The organism is Gordonia sp. NPDC003422 (genome assembly GCF_053588675.1).
The window spans coordinates 65500-85000 of the sequence record NZ_JBSFQL010000013.1 but is presented as its reverse complement, the minus strand read 5'-3'; the positions used below and the strand labels follow the sequence as shown (position 1 = coordinate 85000).

Here is a 19501-nt window from a genome sequence, read left to right as displayed (position 1 = left end):
CTTGAACCGGGTCGTTAACCAGAGAAACGAAATCGTTAACAGTTCTACATATCAGCTTCGACAACCGTAGACTTCGGCTCACCCCCACCGTGAGATCGAGGTCTACGTGCGCCGAATTCTGCTGTCCTTCAGTGTCTTCCTCACCATCGGACTGTTCTTTGCGCCAGGTTCCGCGTCGTCGGCGACGCTGGGTCGGCCACTCGGCCCGCTCGCTTCGCTCCCGGCGCCCGGCCCGCTGACCCTGCCGGAGATCGAGGTACCTGCATCGTGGCAACAGCCCGAGCAGATTCGCCAACGGCCCGCGTGGCTGCCGGCCAACTTCGCCGACAACGCGACCGTCATCCTCGTCCCCGGAACCGACGACTTCGACGGTGCCGACCAGTACGGACGCACCGTCGCCATCGGCATGTACGACACACCCGAAGGTGGTCACTTCGACGAGACCCGCCACCTTGTGATCGTCAACTACCCAGCAGCCTTCGGTTTCACTGTGCTCGGGTACCCGGTTTATCTCGTCGGCGACTCCACCTACAACGACTCGGTGAACGACGGCACGATCAAGACCATCGACGCGGCGCTGGCCGCCCACGGGCCGTCAGACTCCGGGCAGAAGATCATTCTCAACGGCTATTCGCAGAGCGGTCCGGTCGCCTGGAACGCCGCCTACCTGCTGCATCAGTCCGGCCAGATCCCGGACAGCGACATCGTGGTCCTCCTCGGCACCGACACCCGATTCCCCAACACCGGCGCCGAAGTGGTGGTCCCCAGCTTCATCCCCGGCCTCTACACCAACGGCCCGCGCGACGAGTCGGCCACCGGCGACATCGAGGTGATCTCCTACTGCGTGCGCGGCGATTCGGGCTGCGGGCTCGGCAATCCGCTCGCGCACCCCTTCGAGACGGCCTTCTATCTCTTGCCCGGCTTTTACATCCATGGCGCAAACGGCAACTACGTCAACCAGTACACCGTCATCAAGACGTGGAAGGTCGACAACACCACCTACGTCGTCCTCGACGGTGGCAACCCGTGGGGAATGATGTTGCGTGGCATGGGAATACCGGTGCCACCCGAGTTCGATGCGGTGCTGTCGGCGCTCGTGCCGGTGCCGGTGCCGGGTGAAGCGGCCACCGTTGCCGGTCAGCCGGTGCCCACGCCACGCGAACTCCAGGTGCTCATCTACAACGCACTGGGGCTCACGGTCCCGACCACCGACCCCGATCAGAACCCCGACGCCTGGCAGGCCGTGTCGACCAGCAGCACCGCTCGAACCGCCGCCACCGTCACGGATGGGCAAAGTGACGACTCCGCCGCCGCGGAAACCACACCCGAGCCCGCCGCCGAAACAACGCAAAGTGTCGAGAGCCCGGACACCACGGCAAACACGACCGACGACGTGACGGATGCCGCCGACAAGACCGACGGCGATAAAGCTGACGGCGACAAGACCGATGGCGACAAGTCTGACGGCGACAAGACTGACGGCGACAAGGCCGACAGCGATAAAGCCGACAGCGGAGACAAGACGGACGGCGATAAAGCCGACAGCGGAGACAAGACCGACAGCGACAAGACCGACGGCGACAAGACCGACGGCGACAAGACGGAATCGACCACCGATTCGCACGAGAACGACGGCGATCACGACTCGAACGACGACGCGTCCGGTGGCGACACGGAGTGATCGGCCGCAGCCAGGTTTTGGGCTGACCAGCGCCAGAATGCATGGACACCAGACTGGACATGTGTCCATAAGTCCAGGAGGACGTCTCGTCAAGGGGTAAGTGACCTATCTGACTGCGTCAGTCACGCTTGCTGAGGGCATGCTATGTTCTTCGCACGTTTTGTGAGCCGGGCGACATTGCATCGCCCGCGCAGCGCATGGGTCGGCGCTGCGGACCAGACAAGGTGAGAAACATGAGTGTGGGTGTCGTGCGCGAAACGGCCCAGGGTGAGCGTCGCGTGGCGCTCGTTCCCAAGGTGGCCGCGTCGCTGGTGGGCAAGGGTGTGCCCGTCGTCGTGGAATCGGGTGCCGGTCTCGGCGCACTGATCCCCGACGAGGCGTACACCGATGCGGGCGCAACGATCGGCGATCCGTATTCGGCCGACGTCGTGCTGCGCGTCGCGCCGCCGTCGGACGAGGAGATCGGCAAGCTGCGCAGCGGTCAGAAGCTGATCGGCTTCCTGGCGCCGCGCAACGCCGACAACCAGATCGGTGCGCTGAAGGCCGCGGGCATCGAGGCCTACGCCGTCGAGGCCATTCCGCGCATCTCTCGCGCGCAGGTGATGGACGCGCTCAGTTCGCAGGGCAACGTGTCCGGCTACAAGTCGGTCATCGTCGCAGCTGATCTGTCGACCCGCTTCTTCCCGATGCTGACCACGGCCGCCGGGACGGTGAAGCCGGCAACCGCGCTGATTCTGGGCGTCGGCGTGGCCGGCCTGCAGGCGCTGGCCACCGCCAAGCGACTCGGCGCGCGGACCACCGGCTACGACGTCCGGCCCGAGGTGGCCGAGCAGGTCCGCTCGGTCGGCGCGCAGTGGCTCGACCTCGGCATCGACGCCGCCGGCGAAGGCGGTTACGCGCGTGAACTGACCGAGGACGAGCGCGCCCAGCAGCAGAAGGCACTGGAAGACGCCATCAAGGGCTTCGACATCGTCATCACCACCGCACTCGTGCCCGGACGCCCGGCACCGCGCCTCGTCACCGCCGCTGCGGTCGAGGGGATGAAGCCGGGCAGTGTGATCGTCGACCTCGCCGGTGAGACCGGGGGCAACTGTGAGCTGACCGAGCCGGGGCAGACCGTCGTCCGCCACGACGTCACGATCACCTCGCCGCTGAACCTGCCGGCCACCATGCCCGAGCACGCCAGCGAGCTCTACTCCAAGAACTTGCTCGCGCTCATCGAGCTGATGCTCGACGACAACGGAGCCATCGCCCCGGATTTCGACGACGAGGTGCTGGCCGCATCGTGCGTGACGCGCGAGGCGAAGGAGGCGACTGCCTGATGTACACCCCATTGTTGGCGAACATCGCGATCCTGGTTCTGGCCGGGTTCGTGGGCTTCGCCGTGATCTCCAAAGTGCCCAACACACTGCACACCCCGCTGATGTCGGGCACCAACGCCATCCACGGCATCGTCGTGCTGGGCGCGCTGGTGGTGCTGGGTTCGTTGCCCGAAGACGCGAGCTGGGGAGTTCGCATCATCGGGTTCGTCGCGCTCGTGTTCGGAACGCTCAACGTGGTGGGCGGTTTCGCCGTCACCGACCGCATGCTCGGCATGTTCAAGGGTAAGAAGGAGGCCGCCAAGTGAACGGCAACGTCCGCAATCTTGCTCTTGCCGCCGGGACCGAGAAGTACGAGGCTCTCGGCTACGGCGTGACGGTTCTCTACATCGTCGCGTTCTCGCTGTTCATCTACGGCCTGATGGGTCTGACCGGACCCAAGACCGCGGTGCGCGGCAACTGGATTGCCGCCGTCGGCATGGGAATCGCCATCGTCGCGACCCTGCTGTACGTGTACAACAACCCGCCGAGTGTCGACGGTGTACCCGCGATCAACTGGATCCTCATCGTCGCCGGTCTGATTATCGGTGTGGTGCTGGGCATTCCGCCCGCACTGAAGACCAAGATGACCGCCATGCCGCAGCTCGTCGCGCTGTTCAACGGCGTCGGTGGCGGCACCGTGGCGCTGATCGCGTGGGCCGAGTACATCGAGTCCGACGGCTTCACCGCCCTGCACGCCGAGCCCGACGTCCACGTGATCGTCGGTTCGCTGTTCGCGGCCATCATCGGTTCGGTCTCGTTCTGGGGCTCGCTGGTGGCGTTTGCCAAGCTGCAGGAGATCATGCCGAAGGGGCTCGAGAAGACCTTCGTCAAGAACGCGAAGCTGTTCCAGTTCGCCAATATCGTGCTGGCCATCGCGGCCGTCGCAATCGCCATCTACATCGGTCTGTCTGCCGACAACACCGACGCGACGCCGTGGTTCTGGATCGTTGCCGTACTGGTGATCGCCGGCCTGATGGGTCTGTTCGTGGTGTTCCCGATCGGCGGCGCCGACATGCCCGTCGTGATCTCGCTGCTCAACGCGCTCACCGGTCTGTCGGCCGCGGCCGCCGGCCTCGCGCTGAACAACCAGGCGATGATCGTGGCCGGCATGATCGTCGGCGCGTCCGGCTCGATCCTGACCAACCTCATGGCCAAGGCCATGAACCGCTCGATCCCCGCGATCGTGTTCGGCTCCTTCGGCGGAGACGACGCGGCAGGCGGCGGACCGGCCGGCAGCGCGGGCGGCACCGTCAAGGCCACCTCGTCGGCCGACGCGGCGATCCAGATGGCCTACGCCAACCAGGTCATCGTCGTGCCCGGTTACGGTCTTGCGGTCGCGCAGGCGCAGCACGCGGTCAAGGAGATGGCGTCGATCCTCGAATCCAAGGGTGTCGAGGTCAAGTACGCGATCCACCCGGTCGCCGGTCGTATGCCCGGACACATGAATGTGCTTCTGGCAGAAGCGGATGTGCCGTATGACGCGATGAAGGAGATGGACGACATCAACGGTGAGTTCAACCGCACCGACGTCGCCATCGTGATCGGCGCCAACGACGTGACCAACCCGGCCGCGCGCAACGACCCGGGCTCACCGATCCACGGCATGCCGATCCTCAACGTCGACGAGGCGCGGTCGGTGATCGTGCTGAAGCGGTCGATGTCGTCGGGCTACGCAGGTATCGAGAACCCGCTGTTCTTCGCCGACCAGACCTCGATGCTGTTCGGCGACGCCAAGAAGTCCGTCGACTCCGTGGTGGAGGAACTCAAAGCGCTGTAGACGCTCCGATGAGTTTTCCGAGTGGGTGATGTCTGTATGGGCATCACCCACTTTCACTCGGAGGACATCATGAACGCGATCATCGGAACCCTGCAGAACATCAACGACGACGCTCCCGCGAAGTCACGCAATTGGCGGCACACCACGGGCGTGGTCATCAGCGTCCTGGTCGGCGCCTTCCTCATCTTCGACATCGTGGGCAAGCTGACCCAGCCCGACGCGGTGGTCGAGGGCATGGCCGACCTCGGCTTTCCCGTCGACCAGAGCTACGTGATGGGTACGGTCCTCCTGGTTTGCCTTGCGGTGTACGCGATTCCGCGTACAGCGGTGCTGGGGGCGCTCGGCATCACGGCTTACCTCGGTGGTGCGGTCACCGCGAACATGCGGATCGAGTCGCCCCTGGTATCCACCACTCTGTTCGCCGTCTACCTCGGAGTGTTCATGTGGATCGGCCTGGTCTTGCGCCGCCCGGAGTTGCTGAGGGTTGCGGGTATCCGCTCCAGCGCTCCCTGATCTTCGCTGCCTCGAAGGGCAGGCGACACAACGTCGCCTGCCCTTTGCTGTCTGCACTGGGTCGTTATCGACTTGGGATCGGACGGGTGTCGTGGCGTTGCGCGCCTTCTCTACTGTTACGCCAGTGACTTCTGTGACCAGGGTGACTCGACGTTTCAAGCTCGCCGCTGCGGCGACCGTTGCTGTTGCGGCGATCGGTGGCGGTGTGATCGGCACGATGCCGGTGCTCGGCAACCACGACGTGGTGCCGGTCGCGACCACGCTCGACGCGTCGTCGATGTACAACGACGCGCAGAAGAAATTCGCCGCAGGCGACGTGGCGGGCGGGCTCGCCGCGTTGAAGCAAGTCGTGAGTATGGCGCCCGCTGACGCCGAGGCGATTGCGCTGCAGGCGATCTGGTCGGACCAACTGGGCGACAGCAGCGGTGTGCAAGGTGCACTGAGCAAGCTGTCGATGATGAACCCGCAGCTGGCCACGATCGCACGCAACATCATCAGCGGTGTGGAGGCGGCCGCCAAGATCGTGCCGGACACCACGCCGAAGACCGTCGCGGGCCGGCCGACGATCGTCATCCTCGGATACGGCCTCAACGGCAACGGGAAGATGGCTCCCGAACTCGTGAATCGTGTGCGAGCGGGCAAGGCTCAGGCCGAGGTCAGCACGACGGCGCCCATCGTGGTCACCGGCGGAGCGCCGAAAAGCGGTGTCACCGAGGCTTCCGCCATGCAGAAGTGGTTGGTGGACAACGGAGTCGACGCGAGCCGCATCACCACCGAGGACAAGTCCGGATCGACTGTCGCCAACGCCCAGAACACCGCGGCCATTCTCCAGCGCACCGGTGTCCGGGACATCATCCTGATCACCTCGCCCAATCACATTCGCAGGGCAGCAGCCGATTTCGCGGCGACCGGGCTGCGCATCGTGGGCACCCTGACCACCTCGACCGAGCTTTCCCGTTACGCCGCAACGCTACCCAAGGAGCGGCAGACCGGGATTCGCGTCGAGGCCACCCGGACCGCAAAGATCCCGGTGTCGCGTCAGCCCGGGGCGCTCCCACAAAACCTCCCCGACGCCGGGCCGGGACTGATCCCGGAGATCGGTGGCAAACTCCTCGAGCTGCTGGGTACCGGGTCGTCGAAGTAGCCGGTTGCCTGACTCGAAAAATCTAGGGGAAGAACTTCTTCCCCGGGTTTCGTAGTCGTCCGCGGGAAACTTCTGGGGGAGGACTCCAAGGGTAGGGGAAGAAGTTTCTTCCCCTACTTTTGTGGGCGCGTGTTCCTGGCGGCCCCGACTTCCACCCCTTCCCGCCTCCACGATCGCCGACGCCGTCGGCTGGTGGGCGCCCGAATGAACTCATGCGCATGAATTGATGTGTCGTGCAGTGTCTTTCAATCTCATTCGACGAGGAAGTGAGCGCCGACACATCGACGCGCGATGTGGAGCGGATCTCACACCATGTCCGTTTCGCCAGTTCTTTCCGTGTTAACAAAACATCCGTACGGTCGTTGTCATGTCGAATAAGGGGTTCGGGGGAGCCCTTTCGGAATTCCGTGAGAACGTCCGGTATGACCTGCCGGCGTCGCTCGTGGTCTTTCTGGTCGCGCTCCCCCTGTCATTGGGGATTGCCATCGCATCCGACGCTCCGGTGCTTGCCGGTCTCATCGCGGCGGTGATCGGGGGTATCGTCGCCGGCGCCATCGGGGGTAGCAAACTGCAGGTGTCCGGCCCGGCGGCCGGCCTCACCGTGGTGGTTGCCGAGATGGTCGCCAACTTCGGGTGGAAGGTGACCTGCTTCATCACCGTCTGCGCCGGGTGTCTGCAAATTGTGTTCGGGCTCAGCCGAATTGCCGGTGCGGCGCTCGCGATCGCACCGGTCGTCGTGCATGCGATGCTCGCCGGAATCGGCATCACCATCGCACTGCAGCAGATTCACGTGCTGCTCGGCGGCAGTTCGGCGAGCAGTGCGTGGGAGAACCTCAGCGAACTGCCCGGTCAGGTCGCCCACGTGGCCTGGGCGGACGCTCTCGTCGGCGTGATCGTGATCGCGGTGATGCTGAGTTGGCCGTTGATGCCGCCCAAGGTGCGCAAGGTGCCGGGTCCGTTGGTGGCTGTGGTCGGTGCGACCCTGGTGGCGCTGTTCTTCTCGCTCGACGTGGAGAAGATCGCCATCGACGGCAACTTCTTCGAGGCGATCGCCCTTCCCGAATTGCCCAGCGGGAATTGGGGAGCCGTGGTCATGGGCGTCCTGACCGTCGCGTTGATCGCGAGTGTGGAGTCGCTGCTGTCTGCGGTCGCGGTGGACAAGATGCACACCGGCGCCCGCAGCGATCTCAACCGTGAACTGCTTGGCCAGGGCAGCGCCAACATTGCCTCGGGAATGCTCGGCGGTCTGCCCGTGACCGGCGTGATCGTCCGTAGCTCAACCAATGTCGCGACCGGGGCCAGGACGCGCTGGTCGGCCATCATGCACGGCGTCTGGGTGCTGGTCTTCGCGGTGTTCCTGACCGGCCTCGTGGAGCAGATCCCCACCGCCGCGCTGGCGGGCCTGCTGGTGGTCATCGGACTCCAGTTGGTGAAGCTCGCGCACATGAAGACCGCACTGCGAACCGGTGACCTGTGGGTCTACGCGGTGACCGTGCTCGGCGTCGTGTTCCTCAACTTGCTCGAAGGTGTCGCGATCGGTCTGGCGCTCGCCGTTGCAATGGTGGTGTGGCGGGTGGTACGCGCCGAGATCACCTCGGAGCCGCTGGGTACCAATCGGTCTCGACAATGGCTGGTGCGCGTGCACGGCTCGCTGAGCTTCCTGGCCCTCCCGAAACTCAACAAGGCCCTGAACACTGTTCCCGACGATGCCCATGTCACCCTGGAACTCGACACCGACTTCCTCGACCACGCGGCGTCGGAGATGCTCGAGGACTTCCGGTGGGCGCACGAGGCGGGTGGCGGAAGCGTGCATGTCGTGGAGAAGGGCAAGGCGCGGTTGGCCGATGCGCCGCGGCGTCCTCCGCGTCGGCACACGATGGGATTCGCCGGCCTCACCCCGTGGCGCAAGCGTCCCGCCAACATCGACGCGGAAGCCGACACCCGGCCGCCGTCGTTGCGCTCGATCATCGGCGGCGTCGACGAGTACCACCAGAATCATGCAGAAGCGCTGCGCGCCAACATGTCCGACGTCGTCAGCAGTCAGGATCCGGATGCACTCTTCCTGACCTGTGCCGACTCCCGGCTGTTGCCGAATGTGATCACCGCCAGCGGTCCGGGTGACCTGTTCACCGTTCGCAACGTCGGCAATCTCGTTCCGCCGATCGACTCGTCGGACGATTCCGTCCAGGCCGCGCTGGAGTTCGCGGTCGGCGAATTGGGTGTGACTTCGGTTGTGGTGTGCGGACATTCGTCCTGCGGAGCGATGCACGCGCTCATCACCGACGACGACTCGGACAACGATGTCGGTCCGGTGCGCCGGTGGTTGCGGCACGGGAGGCCGAGTGTGATGGCGTACCAGTTGGGGCATCCGGCCGGCCGCGCGGCTGCCGATCTGGGCTTCGGCGAAGTGGATCGGCTGTCAGTGGTGAACGTGGCCAAGCAGGTCGAGACGCTGAGCAGGCATCCGATGGTGGGTCGCGCTGCGGCCGAGTCGACGTTGCGGATCGTCGGCATGTTCTTCGACATCGAGACCGCACGGGTCTACGAGGTGACCACCACGACGATCCGTCCGGTGGGACGCAACGCGGACGCTCTGGTCACTTCGTGAGGATCTTCAGAACATGACCGAACGGAAGTGGGTGACGAGTCGCCCGTCGTCGTCGAGGATGTGGAAGGCGATTCCCGGCGGCTGACCGCGGTTGACGATCTCGGTGCCCTCGAACGGGAGATTCAGGGTCGACGCGACACCCGGCGCGATACACAGCGGACGCCCCGCGAAGTGCGTGACGGCCGGTGTGTGCGCGTGTCCGCACAGGAAAGCAACGACGTTGGGATGGCGCTCCACCATGGCCGCGAGCCGATCCTCGCCGGTCTGACGGATCGAGTCCATGAACGGCATCGAGAGCTTGGCCGGTGGGTGATGAAACGCGATGAACACGGGATTGTCGGCACCGTGGCGAGTGATCTCCTCGGACATCCAGGCGAGGGTGTCGTCGGACAGGTAGCCGTCGTTGCGTCCGGGGATGGAACTGTCGGCGATGATGAAGAGGACGTCGTCGATGGTCTCCGACCAGTTGATCGGCGACGACGTCTCCTCCTTCAGGAGCGCGGCGCTGAAGTTCTCGCGGATGTCGTGGTTGCCCGCGGTGATGAGCATGGGCAGCGGGCTGTCGAGGACGAGGAAGGCCTCGCGGTACTCACTGGGGCTGCCCTCGTCGGCGATGTCTCCGGTGACGAGCAGCACATCGATGCCGTCGGCGCGCGCGTTGAGATAACTCAGCGTCGACTCGATGCGGCTGCGGTTGAACCGCGTGCCATTGAAATGAAGGTCGCTGATGTGGGCGACAACGAACACGGGTACTCCTGTACGTCACTGACTCCCATGAAGGCTAGCCGCGTCGGACGGTGGAGGTGAGGCGAGGGTGGGCGTGAGTCGCGGTTCAGTGGTGCGGTGTCAAAGTCCGCGCGAACAGAGCTTCGAGTTCGTCGTAGTGGTGCTCGGCCGCTGCGTGGTGATAGTCCGCGGTGTCGGCCATGGTGTATCCGTGTGCTGCGCCGGGATAGACGGTCGCGTGATGTGTGACACCGCTGGAGATCAGCGCATGTTCGAACTGCGCGACGGCGGTCGCGGGCAGCGACCGGTCGTTGTCGGCGTGGATCGCGAGCACAAAAGCGTCGATGCCGGCCATGTGCAGGTGTGGGCTCGATGAGTCTTCGGTCACCAGCCGACCGGTGTGGAACATGCCGACGGCCGCGACCTGCTCCGGCCGGGTACGCGCGGCGAGCAGGGCCAGCCTGCCGCCCATGCAGTAGCCCGTGACGCCGATGTGTGAACCCGACACGTCCGGCAGCGCGGCGAGCGCGTCGAGGTAGCGGGTGAGGTCCGGTATCACGACGTCATCGGTCAGCGTCCGCACCCGCCCCATCGCCACCTTCATGAAGGCGGCCCGGTCCTCGGGGAGGAGAAGGTCGTAGGCGGGGGCCACTTCCTCGGCGGTGCCGTTGCGGTAGAACACGTTGGGCGCCAGCACGACGTACCCCCAGGACGCTATTCGGTCGGCCATGGCCCGGGTGTGCGGACGTAACCCGATCGCGTCGGTCAGGAACAACACCCCGGGGTGTGGGCCGTCGTCGTCCGGGCGGGCGACGTAGGCCTCGGCATCCCCGTCGGCGGCGGCGATCACGATGTTCTCACCGGGCATTGCGTGGTCCTCTCGTCGATCTCGGGCGGTGGTGTCGTGCGTGGTTCACAGATCTCCGGGCAGCTTGTCGTGGCGGATTCCGCGCCAACTCGGATGTCGGAGGTGCCCCGTGCTGGTCCAGTCCATGAACCGAACCTCGCCGACGATCTTGGGCAGCACCCAGATTGCGGTCGACGCGACGGGACGGTCGAGCTTGTCCAGGAACGGCGAACGGGAGATCTGCAGCGGCTCGAGTTCGGCCGCGAGTGAACTCAACGCGGCGTCGGTGAAACCGGTACCCACCCGCCCGACGTACCGAAGTCCGGTCTCCTCGGGCAGTCCCAGGAGGAGCGATCCGATGGTGTTCGCGCGCGAACCGCGTCCCGGTCGCCAGCCGCCGACGACGACCTCGATGTCGCTCCAGTTCTTGTGTTTGAGCCACGACGTGGATCGTCGTCCCTGTTGGTAGATCGACGATCGACGTTTGGCGACAACGCCTTCCATGTTGTGTTCGCGGCTGTACTCGGCCGCCGCCCGGCCCGGGCCCGGCAACAGGGCGGGAATCTCGACGTGGGTCGAACGGCGGAAGGCGGGCGCCAGTTCGTCGAGCAGTTCGCGGCGTTGCTCCCACGTGCGACGCAGGAGCGACGAACCGTTGAGGTAGAGGATGTCGAACAGGTACAGCTTGAGTGTCAGGGGTTCGTCTGTGTTGTTGCGAGAGGTGAGCAGCGTGAAGTTGGTGCGGCCGGTCGAGTCGAGGGCCACCACCTCGCCGTCGAGGACCACGTCGAGTAGGCCGAGATCGTCGGTGACGGATGCGAGTTCGGGGAAGTCGCGGGTCATGTCGATGCCTGAGCGCGACGTCAGTTTCAGCTCACCATTGATGTAGCGCAACAGGATTCGATATCCGTCCCATTTCCCCTCGAACGCCCAGTCGCCGGACAGGCCGTCGATCGACTCGTCGGTGGCCAGCATCGGACGTGGATCGGTGAGGCTGTCCGGCACGATCGGGCGGGGTTCGTCGCTCATCAGATGGGCGAGCCAGTTCTTGTCGCCGGTCTTGATCAGCGCGTAGCGGCCCTGCACCCGCTCGCCGTCGAGGCGGACGATGATCTCCTTGTCGCGCCACTTCTCGGTGGTGAATGTTCCTTTGTCCCAAATAGATACGTGGCCGCCACCATATTCACCCGAAGGGATGTCGCCCTCGAAGTCGGCGTAGTCCATCGGGTGGTCCTCGGTCTGCACGGCCAGCCGGTTCTGGTCGGGATCGGTCGGCAGATTCTTCGGCACCGCCCACGACACCAGCACGCCGTCGTGTTCGAGGCGGAAGTCGTAGTGCAGACGGCGTGCGTGGTGTTCCTGGATGACGAAGATCGGACCGGGTGGTCGGGACTCGTCGACGGTGTCTTCCGCACGGCTGCGGTGGTTCTCGTCGCCGAACGGCTCGGGAGTCTTGGCCGCGTTGCGCTTTCGCTTGTACTCGCGGAGGTTGACGACCTGTGTGTCGGTAGCTGGTGGAGTGATCTCGACACGACGCCTCGCCCCAGGGGGCTCGGTGTCGGCTCCGCCGGATCGAGCCGACCCCGAGCGGAGCGAGGCGTCGTGTCGAGATCGATCAGCGGGTGGGGGCTCGGTGTCGGCTCCGCCGGATCGAGCCGACCCCGAGCGGAGCGAGGCGTCGTGTCGAGATCGATCAGCGGGACGTGGCTCCGCATAGTCGTCGTCGAGATCGCCGAGCAGGTCGCCGTCGGATTCGATGCGGTCGAGGACGTCGGTATAGAGCAGTTGCGCGAGGTCGGGATCCTCGAGTTCGTCCCACGTCCGCGGGGCGGCGACCCAGGGTTGTGCGCGCCCGCGCAGCGAGTACGGCGACAGCGTGGTCTTGGAGCCGCTGTTCTGACTCCAGTCGATGAATATGCGTTGTTCGCGTTGGGTTTTCGCCATCGTCGCGGTGACGCGCTCGGGGTGCTCGCGGGCCAGTCGGGTGGCGATCTCCTTGGCCAGCGTGCGCGCCGCGTCCGGCGACACCGGCCGCGGGAGCCGTGCGTAGACGTGAATGCCCTTGCCGCCGCTGGTGACCGGGTAGGTAGACATGCCTGCGTCGGCGAGGAGGTCGCGGATCTCGCGGGCGACCTGGGCGCAGTCGCTCAGCGCAACGTCGGGCCCGGGGTCGAGGTCGAGGACCATGCGGTTGGCCTTGGGGCCGTCGGGCCCGATCGGAAGACGCCACTGATGAGCGTGCAGTTCCAGCGCCGCCATCTGCGCCAGCCATACGAGTGTTGCGCGCGAGTCGGCGACCGCGTAGGTGATCACCCGTTCGCTGTGCTCGATGCCGTACCGGGTGATCCAGTCGGGTGCGCTCTCTGGCAGGTCCTTTTCGAAGAAGGGCGTCGACTCCACGCCGCCCGGCCACCGCTTGCGGGTGATCAGCCGCCCGGCGAGGTGGGGCAGCATGACGTCGGCGATCCGCGAGTAGTAGTCGATGACCTCGAACTTCCGCGTGCCCGTAGCCGGATACAGCACCTTGGTGAGGTTGGTGATGGAAATCCGGTGGCCGTCGACGTCGAGATGGGTTCCGCCGGTCGCCATGCATCCATTGTCCACTGCGGCGCGGCCGGTGACGTCATCTCCAGGGTCATCGCTGCCGCGATGGCGTCTCAGGTGGCACAATGGCCCCATGCGCTCGATCTGGAAGGGCGATCTGAGCTTTGGCCTGGTGAACGTTCCGGTCAAGGTGTACTCGGCGACGGAAAGCCACGACCGCAAGTCGTTCCAGGTGGATTCGAAGGACGGAACCCGAATCCGCTATCGGCGCGTGCGGGAGGGCACCGACACCGAGGTCGACTACGGCGACATCGCCAACGCCTACGAGGCCGACTCCGGCGAGACCGTGATCCTCACCAAAGACGACCTCGCGACGCTGCCGGTACAGAAGAGCCCGGAGATCTCGATTCTCGAATTCGTGCCGGTTGACCAGGTCGATCCCATCTATTTCGACAAGCCCTACTACCTGGAGCCGTCGTCGAAATCACCGAAGGCCTACGCGTTGCTGGCCAAGGCGCTCGAGGAAACCGAGCGACTCGCGATCACGTCGTTCACCTTGCGCAACCGCACCCGGATGGCAGCGCTGCGCGTCGTCGACGGCGTGATGACACTGCAGACCCTGCTGTGGCCCGACGAGGTTCGCAAGCCCGATTTCGGCTTCCTCGACGACGACATCACGATCCACGACCAAGAGCTGAAGATGGCGTCGTCGCTGATCGAGACGATGGCCAAGGATTACGATCCGGGTGAATTCGAGGACACCTACCAGGTGGAACTGTCCAAACTCATCGAGGCCAAGGCCGACGGATCCGAGGCATTCCCCGAGACCGAAGCAGAGGACACCGTCGACGAGGACTCCGAGGTGGCCGATCTGCTGGCGGCGCTGCGCGCGTCGGTGAAGGACCGCGGGCCCGAGGACTCGGCGGACGACAAGGCCCCGGCAAAGAAGGCTCCGGCCAAGAAGGCGGCCGCGAAGAAGGCGCCTGCCAAGAAGGCCGCTGCCAAGAAGGCGCCCGCCAAGAAGGCCGCGGCGAAGAAGGCTCCGCGCAAGGCGAGCTGAGTAAAACCGCTGGCAGCGGCGGGCTGCGATCGGGCATCCTCGAAGGATGACCACCGCCGAGCGCCGATTGCCGCGTGCACTGATGCCGTTTGCACGGCGTCAGTACCGGCTGCTCTTGAGCGGTCTGGTGCTCGCGATGTTCGCCGACGGTGTGTGGACGATCGCGGTGGTGTGGCAGGTCATCGAGTTGGGCGGCGGACCCGCTCAGGTGTCGCTGGCCACCGGCGCATCGGCGGTCGGGATGCTCGTGTCCACATTGGCCGGAGGCGTTCTCGCCGATCGGGTTTCGCAGCGAGTCATCATGATCGGTCTCGAGACGGTCAAGATGATCGTCTTCGGCCTGATCGGGTTGGCGTCGATTCTGGGTGTGCTGTCGCTGTGGCATGTGGTGGCGGCCGCGATCCTCGGTGGCGTCACGATCGGCATGTACTACCCGGCGTACTCGGCGTTGCTTCCCAGCATCGTAGAGCCGTCGGAGTTGCAGGCTGCCAATGGAATTGAAGGGTTTCTGCGTCCGGTGGTGTTCCAGGCGGTCGGGCCGATGATCGCCGGTGCGGTCATCGCCGCCGCGGCGCCCGGTCCGGCGGTGGTACTGGCCGCTGCCGGTTCCATCGTGTCGGCGCTCTTCTACGTCCGCATGGATCCGGTGGCGCTGCGCCGGTCGGATTCCGATGGGGGTGAGCCGCTTCGCGGGAATCCGATTCGCACCGCGGTGACCGATGTCGCGGAGGGGTTCGCTTACCTCTGGCGCACGCCGTGGTTGTGGGCGACGCTGTTCTTCGCGTGCGTGCTGGTCTTGGCGACGATGGGGCCGATCGAGGTGCTCGTTCCGTTCGCTCTGCAGGAGCGCGTGCACGGCGGGGCGTCGGATCACGCGCTGGTGCTGGCCGGCTTCGGCGCGGGTGCTGCCTCTGCATCGCTCGTCTTTGCCTCGATCCGCATGCCCCGGCGATATCTGACGGTCATGTTCTCGATCTGGGGATTCTCCAGCGTGCCGTTGGTGCTGATGGGTCTCGCGGATGCGACGTGGATGTTCGTCCTCGCCGGCTTCGCGATGGGCGTTCTGTTCGACGGCCCGATGGTGCTGTGGGGCACTCTGCTCCAGCGTCGCGTGCCGCCCGCGCTTCTCGGCCGCGTGGCGAGCCTGGACTTCTTCGTCTCGATTGCGCTGATGCCGGTCTCGATGGCGATCGCCGCGCCGCTCAGCCATTACCTCGGACTGACGACGACGTTCATCCTCGCCGGCCTGCTGCCGGTGCCCGTGGCTCTCGCCTTCTATCTGGCGGCCCGACTCTGGCGGGACGAGGTGGCGCATCCGATCACCGACGTGGTGACCGTTGCCGCGGATCCTGTGCCGCCGGTCGTCGAGCGGCCACTAGGGCTCTTCAGTTCAACTAATGATTCGTGAGAAAGATTCGTTGGACTGTATATCGCGCTGCTCTTAGCGTGGAGAGTCGTGACCACCTTCCTGACTCCGGCGCTTGCCGGCCTGCTGACCGGCGCCGGTCTGATCATCGCGATCGGACCGCAGAACATCTTCTTGCTCCAGCAGGGGGTACGACGTTCGCATACCGCCGCCGTCGTGGCGGTGTGCGCACTCTCCGACGTGATTCTGATCGTGGCCGGTGTCGCGGGATTGGGTGCGCTCGTGGCGGCGCATCCCGGGGTGGTTACCTTCGCCAAGCTCGCCGGCGGCGCATACATCGTCGTGCTCGGACTGCTTGCAGCGAAGCGATGCCTACGTAGCGACGAGGCAATCGCCATCAACGACGGAGAAGCGGGGACGACGAGCCGTTGGGCCGCGATTGCCACCGCGTTGGCGCTCACCTGGCTGAACCCACACGTCTATCTCGACACCGTGCTCACCATGGGAGCCATCGCGTCGAGTCACGGAAATGGCAAGTGGGCGTTCGCAATCGGTGCCTGCGCGGCAAGCTTCCTGTGGTTCCCCGCGCTCGGGCACGGCGCGGGCCGGTTGTCGCGGGTGTTCTCCAAGCCACGCTCGTGGAAGATCCTCGACGGCGTGGTCGCGGTGGTCATGCTGATCATGGGCGGGTTGTTGATCGCGTCGGTGTGAAGCGGGCGGCGACTGCCTCGAGAACATCAACCGACGCGCGATAGGGCTCCTCGTCCCGCGGCCAGTGCACCACGACGTCGGTGAAGCCGAGTTCATCTGCGCGGCCGACCATCTCGTCGAACAGGCCGATGCTTTCCAGCGAATTCCACGGGGAGGAGTCCAGGCTCAGGTAGGCGTCGAAGTCTCCTGCGTCGCCGATGTCCGCACGGGCTTCCTGTAGGACGTCGCAACCGCGTGCGATGTCCTCGAACCACTCGTCGAGGGTGTCCGCGCCACGGCCGGTGGTCACCCAGCCGTCGCCGTGCCGGGCGGCGAAACGGATTGAGCGAGGACCGTTGCCGGCGATGAGTAGCGGTACCCGGTCGCGGACGGACCCGCCGACCAGTCGCATGTCCACGGTGCGGTAGTACTCGCCGTCGACCGTCACGTGGTCGTCGCGCAGCGTCGCGTCGAGCACGCCGACAAACTCCTGAAACCTGTCCACTCGCCGGCCGATCGACAACTCCGGCTGACCGAGGATGTGATCGTCGGGAGTTCCGCCGACCCCGAGTCCGACGAGGAGTCGGTCGTCGGAGATGTCGCGCAGGGTTTGCACCTCACGCGAAAACGCTGCCGGGTGACGGAAATTCGGCGAGGTGACGAAGGTACCGAGCTTGATGGACGTGGTCACGGAGGCCGCCGCGGCAAGCGTCGGCATGCACGAGAACCACTGTGCCTCAGGGAGTCCGCCCCACACCAGGTGGTCGTAGGTCCAGGCGTGGTCGAAGCCCATCTCCTCGGCCGCCGACCAGAGCGACCGCGACCGGGCCCACGGTTGGTCGGGGAGAATGCAGATGCCGTGGCGCACAGTCGATCACGCCGGAGTGGGTGCCGGCTTGCGTTCGTCCGTGGGGTCGGTGGAGTCCTCGATCGGGATCTCGCGGATGGCGGTGCCCTCCACGTCCACGTTGGGCAGGATCTTGTCCAGCCATCGTGGCAGCTTCCAGGCGGCGTCGCCCATCAGGGCGGTCACCGCCGGGACCACCATCATCCGAATCACGAAGGCGTCGAAGAAGACCGCGGCCGCAAGCGCGAATCCCATCATCTTGGCGATGGTGTCCGGGGCGAGCATGAACGCGGCGAACACGGAGATCATGATCAGTGCGGCGGAGGTGACCACACGCGCACCGTGCTGGTAGCCGATGATGACCGAGTCCTTGGCCGACACCCCGTGGACGTACTCCTCGCGCATTCGGGTCACCAAGAAGACCTGGTAATCCATTGCGAGGCCGAAGACAACACCGATGAGGAAGATCGGCAGGAACGAGATCACCGGTTTGGTGTGATCGATCAGGCCGAAGTAGCCCTCCTGGAAGATCAGTACCGTTGCCCCGAACGTCGCGCAGACGGAGAACAGGAAGCCGATGGTCGCGGTGAGCGGCACCAGGATCGAACGGAACACCACCATCAGGATGATGAACGCGAGTCCGACGACGAGAAGCAGGAACGGGATCAACGCCGAACTGAGCTTGTCGGAGATGTCGGACAGAATCGCGGTCTGTCCGCCGACATTCACCGTGGCGCCGTTCGGGGCGTCCTTGGCGTAGTCGCGCAGCTGGTCCATCAGCGTGTGCGTCTCGGGTCCCGACGGTGACTTCTCGGGTGTCACCGTGATGAGCGCAGCGGTTGCGCCCTCCTGCGAATTGGCGGGATTGGGCCCGTTGCCCACCCAGGTGATCTGGCTCGGGTTGGCTACGTTGTCGAGCGTCTTGGCATGGGCGACAACGGCATCGGCGGCCGGTGCGACATTGCCGCCGTCGGCGTCGGTGACGACGACGAACAGTTCGCCGTTCACGCCCTCACCGAAGCCGCGTTGCAGCAGTGCGGTGGCCGAGTATTCGGCGTCGGACGTGGTGTCCATGCCGAGCTCGAGACGGGTCATCGGACCGGCCGCGACCGCGAGCAACACGAGGCCGATGATCGCGACGGGCAGCGGGTAGCGCGTGATGAACCGGCCGACGCGCAGGCCGTTCGACGGCTGGTCGTCGGGCTCGTCGCCGTGCCGGATACCCGGGATGCGCGGCTTGAAGGCGAACCGCCCGAACGCGCCGAGCAGCGCCGGGATCAGGGTGATGGCGCCCAGGACTGCGATGAGCACCGCGAACGACGCGGCGATACCCATCTGGGTGATGAACGGGATACCCACGACGCTCAGTGCGGCGACCGCGACCATGACGGTGAGACCGGCGAAGACCACGGCCGACCCGGCCGTGCCCACGGCGCGTCCCGCAGCTGCCTCACGGGTGCCACCGAGGTTCAACTCCGACCGGTAGCGGGACACGATGAACAGCGCGTAGTCGATCGATACGGCGATGCCGAGCATCGTGATGATGGCGGTGGCGCTTTGCTGCACGTCCATGAACTTTGCGCTCAGGGTGACCAGCAGCATCGTCAGGCCGACCCCGACGATGCCGGTGATGATCGGGATGAACGCCGCCACGAGTGCTCCGAACGCGACGATCATCACGACGAAGGCGATGGCGAAACCGAGCAGCTCGGCAGCACCGCCTTGTTCCTGCACCTGCATGAGCGCGCCGGTGCCCTCGACCTGGAGTCCGTTGCCGCTGGATTCGGCGAGGATGTCCTTGAACTGCTCCATGTCGTCGACGGTGAGATCCTCACGCGGGATGTCCTGCTGGATCTTGATGAGGCCGACCTTGCCGTTGTCGCCGATGAAGAGCGACGCCAGCTTCGGATTCGCGGCCGCCGCGGCGACCGGATTGACGGTCTGCTCGGGCATGACGACGTGCGGGAGCGCTCGCAGCTTGCCGACCAGCGCGTAGATCTGGGCTTCGTGGTTCGCGAGACCGTCGTCGGCCGCGATCACCACCGTCGTCGGGGACTTGAGCAGCTGATCGTTGAAGGCCGGGAAGTCGGTCTTCATCACCGACATCGCACGGTCGGAGTCGGTGTTGGGGAGTTCGAAGTCGGTGGCGAACTTGGGTGCCGCGGCGGCGGTGATCGCACCGACCGAGAACAACGCCACCAGCCAGGCGGCGATGAACCACCACTTCTTGCGGAATGCGAATCGACCGAGTCGATAGAGCGCGAGTGCCACGTTCCCTCCCGAGGTTCGTTGTAAGCCAGCCTATCGATATCCGCGGAACACCATCGGATCGGTAGG

The 19501-nt window shown here is 65.4% G+C and carries 15 protein-coding genes; 10 read left to right on the top strand and 5 right to left on the bottom strand.

The genetic code is table 11. From position 1 onward, the window contains the following. The first annotated feature begins 106 nt into the window (after positions 1 to 106). From ACWDTF_RS12920 to ACWDTF_RS12890, 7 genes are all read left to right on the top strand, one after another. The gene (locus tag ACWDTF_RS12920; protein ID WP_355277197.1) at positions 107 to 1681 is read left to right on the top strand and encodes a PE-PPE domain-containing protein; all 1575 of its coding nucleotides are present in this window, start codon (positions 107 to 109) and stop codon (positions 1679 to 1681) included. A gap of 233 nt (positions 1682 to 1914) precedes the next feature. Then, complete coding sequence (locus ACWDTF_RS12915) at positions 1915 to 3003, top strand: Re/Si-specific NAD(P)(+) transhydrogenase subunit alpha (protein WP_240855024.1); 1089 nt, start codon at positions 1915 to 1917, stop codon at positions 3001 to 3003. Next, on the top strand, positions 3003 to 3308 hold the full coding sequence (locus ACWDTF_RS12910) for an NAD(P) transhydrogenase subunit alpha (RefSeq protein ID WP_240855022.1): 306 nt from the start codon (positions 3003 to 3005) through the stop codon (positions 3306 to 3308). The genes ACWDTF_RS12915 and ACWDTF_RS12910 overlap by 1 nt, the downstream gene beginning before the upstream one ends. Next, on the top strand, positions 3305 to 4819 hold the full coding sequence (locus ACWDTF_RS12905) for an NAD(P)(+) transhydrogenase (Re/Si-specific) subunit beta (RefSeq protein ID WP_240855021.1): 1515 nt from the start codon (positions 3305 to 3307) through the stop codon (positions 4817 to 4819). Before ACWDTF_RS12910 ends, ACWDTF_RS12905 begins: the two co-directional genes overlap by 4 nt. Positions 4820 to 4888: 69 nt before the next feature. Further along, positions 4889 to 5332 (top strand): DoxX family protein, encoded by a 444-nt coding sequence (locus ACWDTF_RS12900; RefSeq protein ID WP_240855019.1) that lies wholly within the window; start codon positions 4889 to 4891, stop codon positions 5330 to 5332. 133 nt (positions 5333 to 5465) lie between these two features. Continuing rightward, on the top strand, positions 5466 to 6476 hold the full coding sequence (locus ACWDTF_RS12895) for a YdcF family protein (protein ID WP_355277107.1): 1011 nt from the start codon (positions 5466 to 5468) through the stop codon (positions 6474 to 6476). 367 nt (positions 6477 to 6843) lie between these two features. Beyond that, positions 6844 to 9084, top strand: a complete 2241-nt coding sequence (locus tag ACWDTF_RS12890; protein ID WP_449754469.1) for a solute carrier family 23 protein — start codon at positions 6844 to 6846, stop codon at positions 9082 to 9084. Between the two features lie 6 nt (positions 9085 to 9090). Here the strand turns inward: ACWDTF_RS12890 and ACWDTF_RS12885 are convergent, their stop codons facing one another. The 3 genes from ACWDTF_RS12885 to ACWDTF_RS12875 form a co-directional block, all read right to left on the bottom strand. Beyond that, complete coding sequence (locus ACWDTF_RS12885; RefSeq protein ID WP_355277098.1) at positions 9091 to 9831, bottom strand: metallophosphoesterase; 741 nt, start codon at positions 9829 to 9831, stop codon at positions 9091 to 9093. A gap of 85 nt (positions 9832 to 9916) precedes the next feature. Further along, entirely contained in the window at positions 9917 to 10678 is a 762-nt protein-coding gene (locus tag ACWDTF_RS12880) for a dienelactone hydrolase family protein (protein WP_355277095.1), read from the bottom strand. 45 nt (positions 10679 to 10723) lie between these two features. Continuing rightward, positions 10724 to 13246, bottom strand: a complete 2523-nt coding sequence (locus ACWDTF_RS12875; protein WP_449754468.1) for an ATP-dependent DNA ligase — start codon at positions 13244 to 13246, stop codon at positions 10724 to 10726. Positions 13247 to 13334: 88 nt separating this feature from the next. Here ACWDTF_RS12875 and ku point away from each other — a divergent pair, with 88 nt between their 5' ends. The 3 genes from ku to ACWDTF_RS12860 are packed head-to-tail and all read left to right on the top strand — an operon-like array spanning position 13335 to position 16338. Then, positions 13335 to 14261: a non-homologous end joining protein Ku gene (gene ku / locus ACWDTF_RS12870; RefSeq protein WP_449754467.1), complete on the top strand. Its 927-nt coding sequence runs from the start codon at positions 13335 to 13337 to the stop codon at positions 14259 to 14261. A gap of 46 nt (positions 14262 to 14307) precedes the next feature. Then, positions 14308 to 15669: an MFS transporter gene (locus tag ACWDTF_RS12865; RefSeq protein WP_449754466.1), complete on the top strand. Its 1362-nt coding sequence runs from the start codon at positions 14308 to 14310 to the stop codon at positions 15667 to 15669. Positions 15670 to 15717: 48 nt separating this feature from the next. Continuing rightward, positions 15718 to 16338, top strand: a complete 621-nt coding sequence (locus ACWDTF_RS12860; RefSeq protein WP_449754465.1) for a LysE/ArgO family amino acid transporter — start codon at positions 15718 to 15720, stop codon at positions 16336 to 16338. On the opposite strand, the gene ACWDTF_RS12855 is transcribed toward ACWDTF_RS12860, so the two are convergent. Together ACWDTF_RS12855 and ACWDTF_RS12850 are read right to left on the bottom strand one after the other, a co-directional pair. Continuing rightward, entirely contained in the window at positions 16307 to 17185 is an 879-nt protein-coding gene (locus ACWDTF_RS12855; protein ID WP_449754464.1) for an LLM class flavin-dependent oxidoreductase, read from the bottom strand. The two genes, ACWDTF_RS12860 and ACWDTF_RS12855, sit on opposite strands and share 32 nt — an antisense overlap. A 6-nt stretch (positions 17186 to 17191) precedes the next feature. Beyond that, a complete protein-coding gene (locus ACWDTF_RS12850) occupies positions 17192 to 19435 on the bottom strand; it encodes an MMPL family transporter (protein WP_449754463.1) in 2244 nt (747 codons plus the stop codon). Between the last annotated feature and the right edge of the window lie 66 nt (positions 19436 to 19501).

What these genes read in the sequence shown, in the direction of transcription:
- ACWDTF_RS12915 (WP_240855024.1), top strand. Translation starts at nt 1,915, where the DNA reads ATGAGTGTGGGTGTCGTGCGCGAAACGGCCCAGGGTGAGCGTCGCGTG.
- ACWDTF_RS12910 (WP_240855022.1), top strand. Translation starts at nt 3,003, where the DNA reads ATGTACACCCCATTGTTGGCGAACATCGCGATCCTGGTTCTGGCCGGG.
- ACWDTF_RS12900 (WP_240855019.1), top strand. Translation starts at nt 4,889, where the DNA reads ATGAACGCGATCATCGGAACCCTGCAGAACATCAACGACGACGCTCCC.
- ACWDTF_RS12890 (WP_449754469.1), top strand. Translation starts at nt 6,844, where the DNA reads ATGTCGAATAAGGGGTTCGGGGGAGCCCTTTCGGAATTCCGTGAGAAC.
- ACWDTF_RS12880 (WP_355277095.1), bottom strand. Translation starts at nt 10,678, where the DNA reads ATGCCCGGTGAGAACATCGTGATCGCCGCCGCCGACGGGGATGCCGAG.
- ACWDTF_RS12875 (WP_449754468.1), bottom strand. Translation starts at nt 13,246, where the DNA reads ATGGCGACCGGCGGAACCCATCTCGACGTCGACGGCCACCGGATTTCC.
- ku (WP_449754467.1), top strand. Translation starts at nt 13,335, where the DNA reads ATGCGCTCGATCTGGAAGGGCGATCTGAGCTTTGGCCTGGTGAACGTT.
- ACWDTF_RS12865 (WP_449754466.1), top strand. Translation starts at nt 14,308, where the DNA reads ATGACCACCGCCGAGCGCCGATTGCCGCGTGCACTGATGCCGTTTGCA.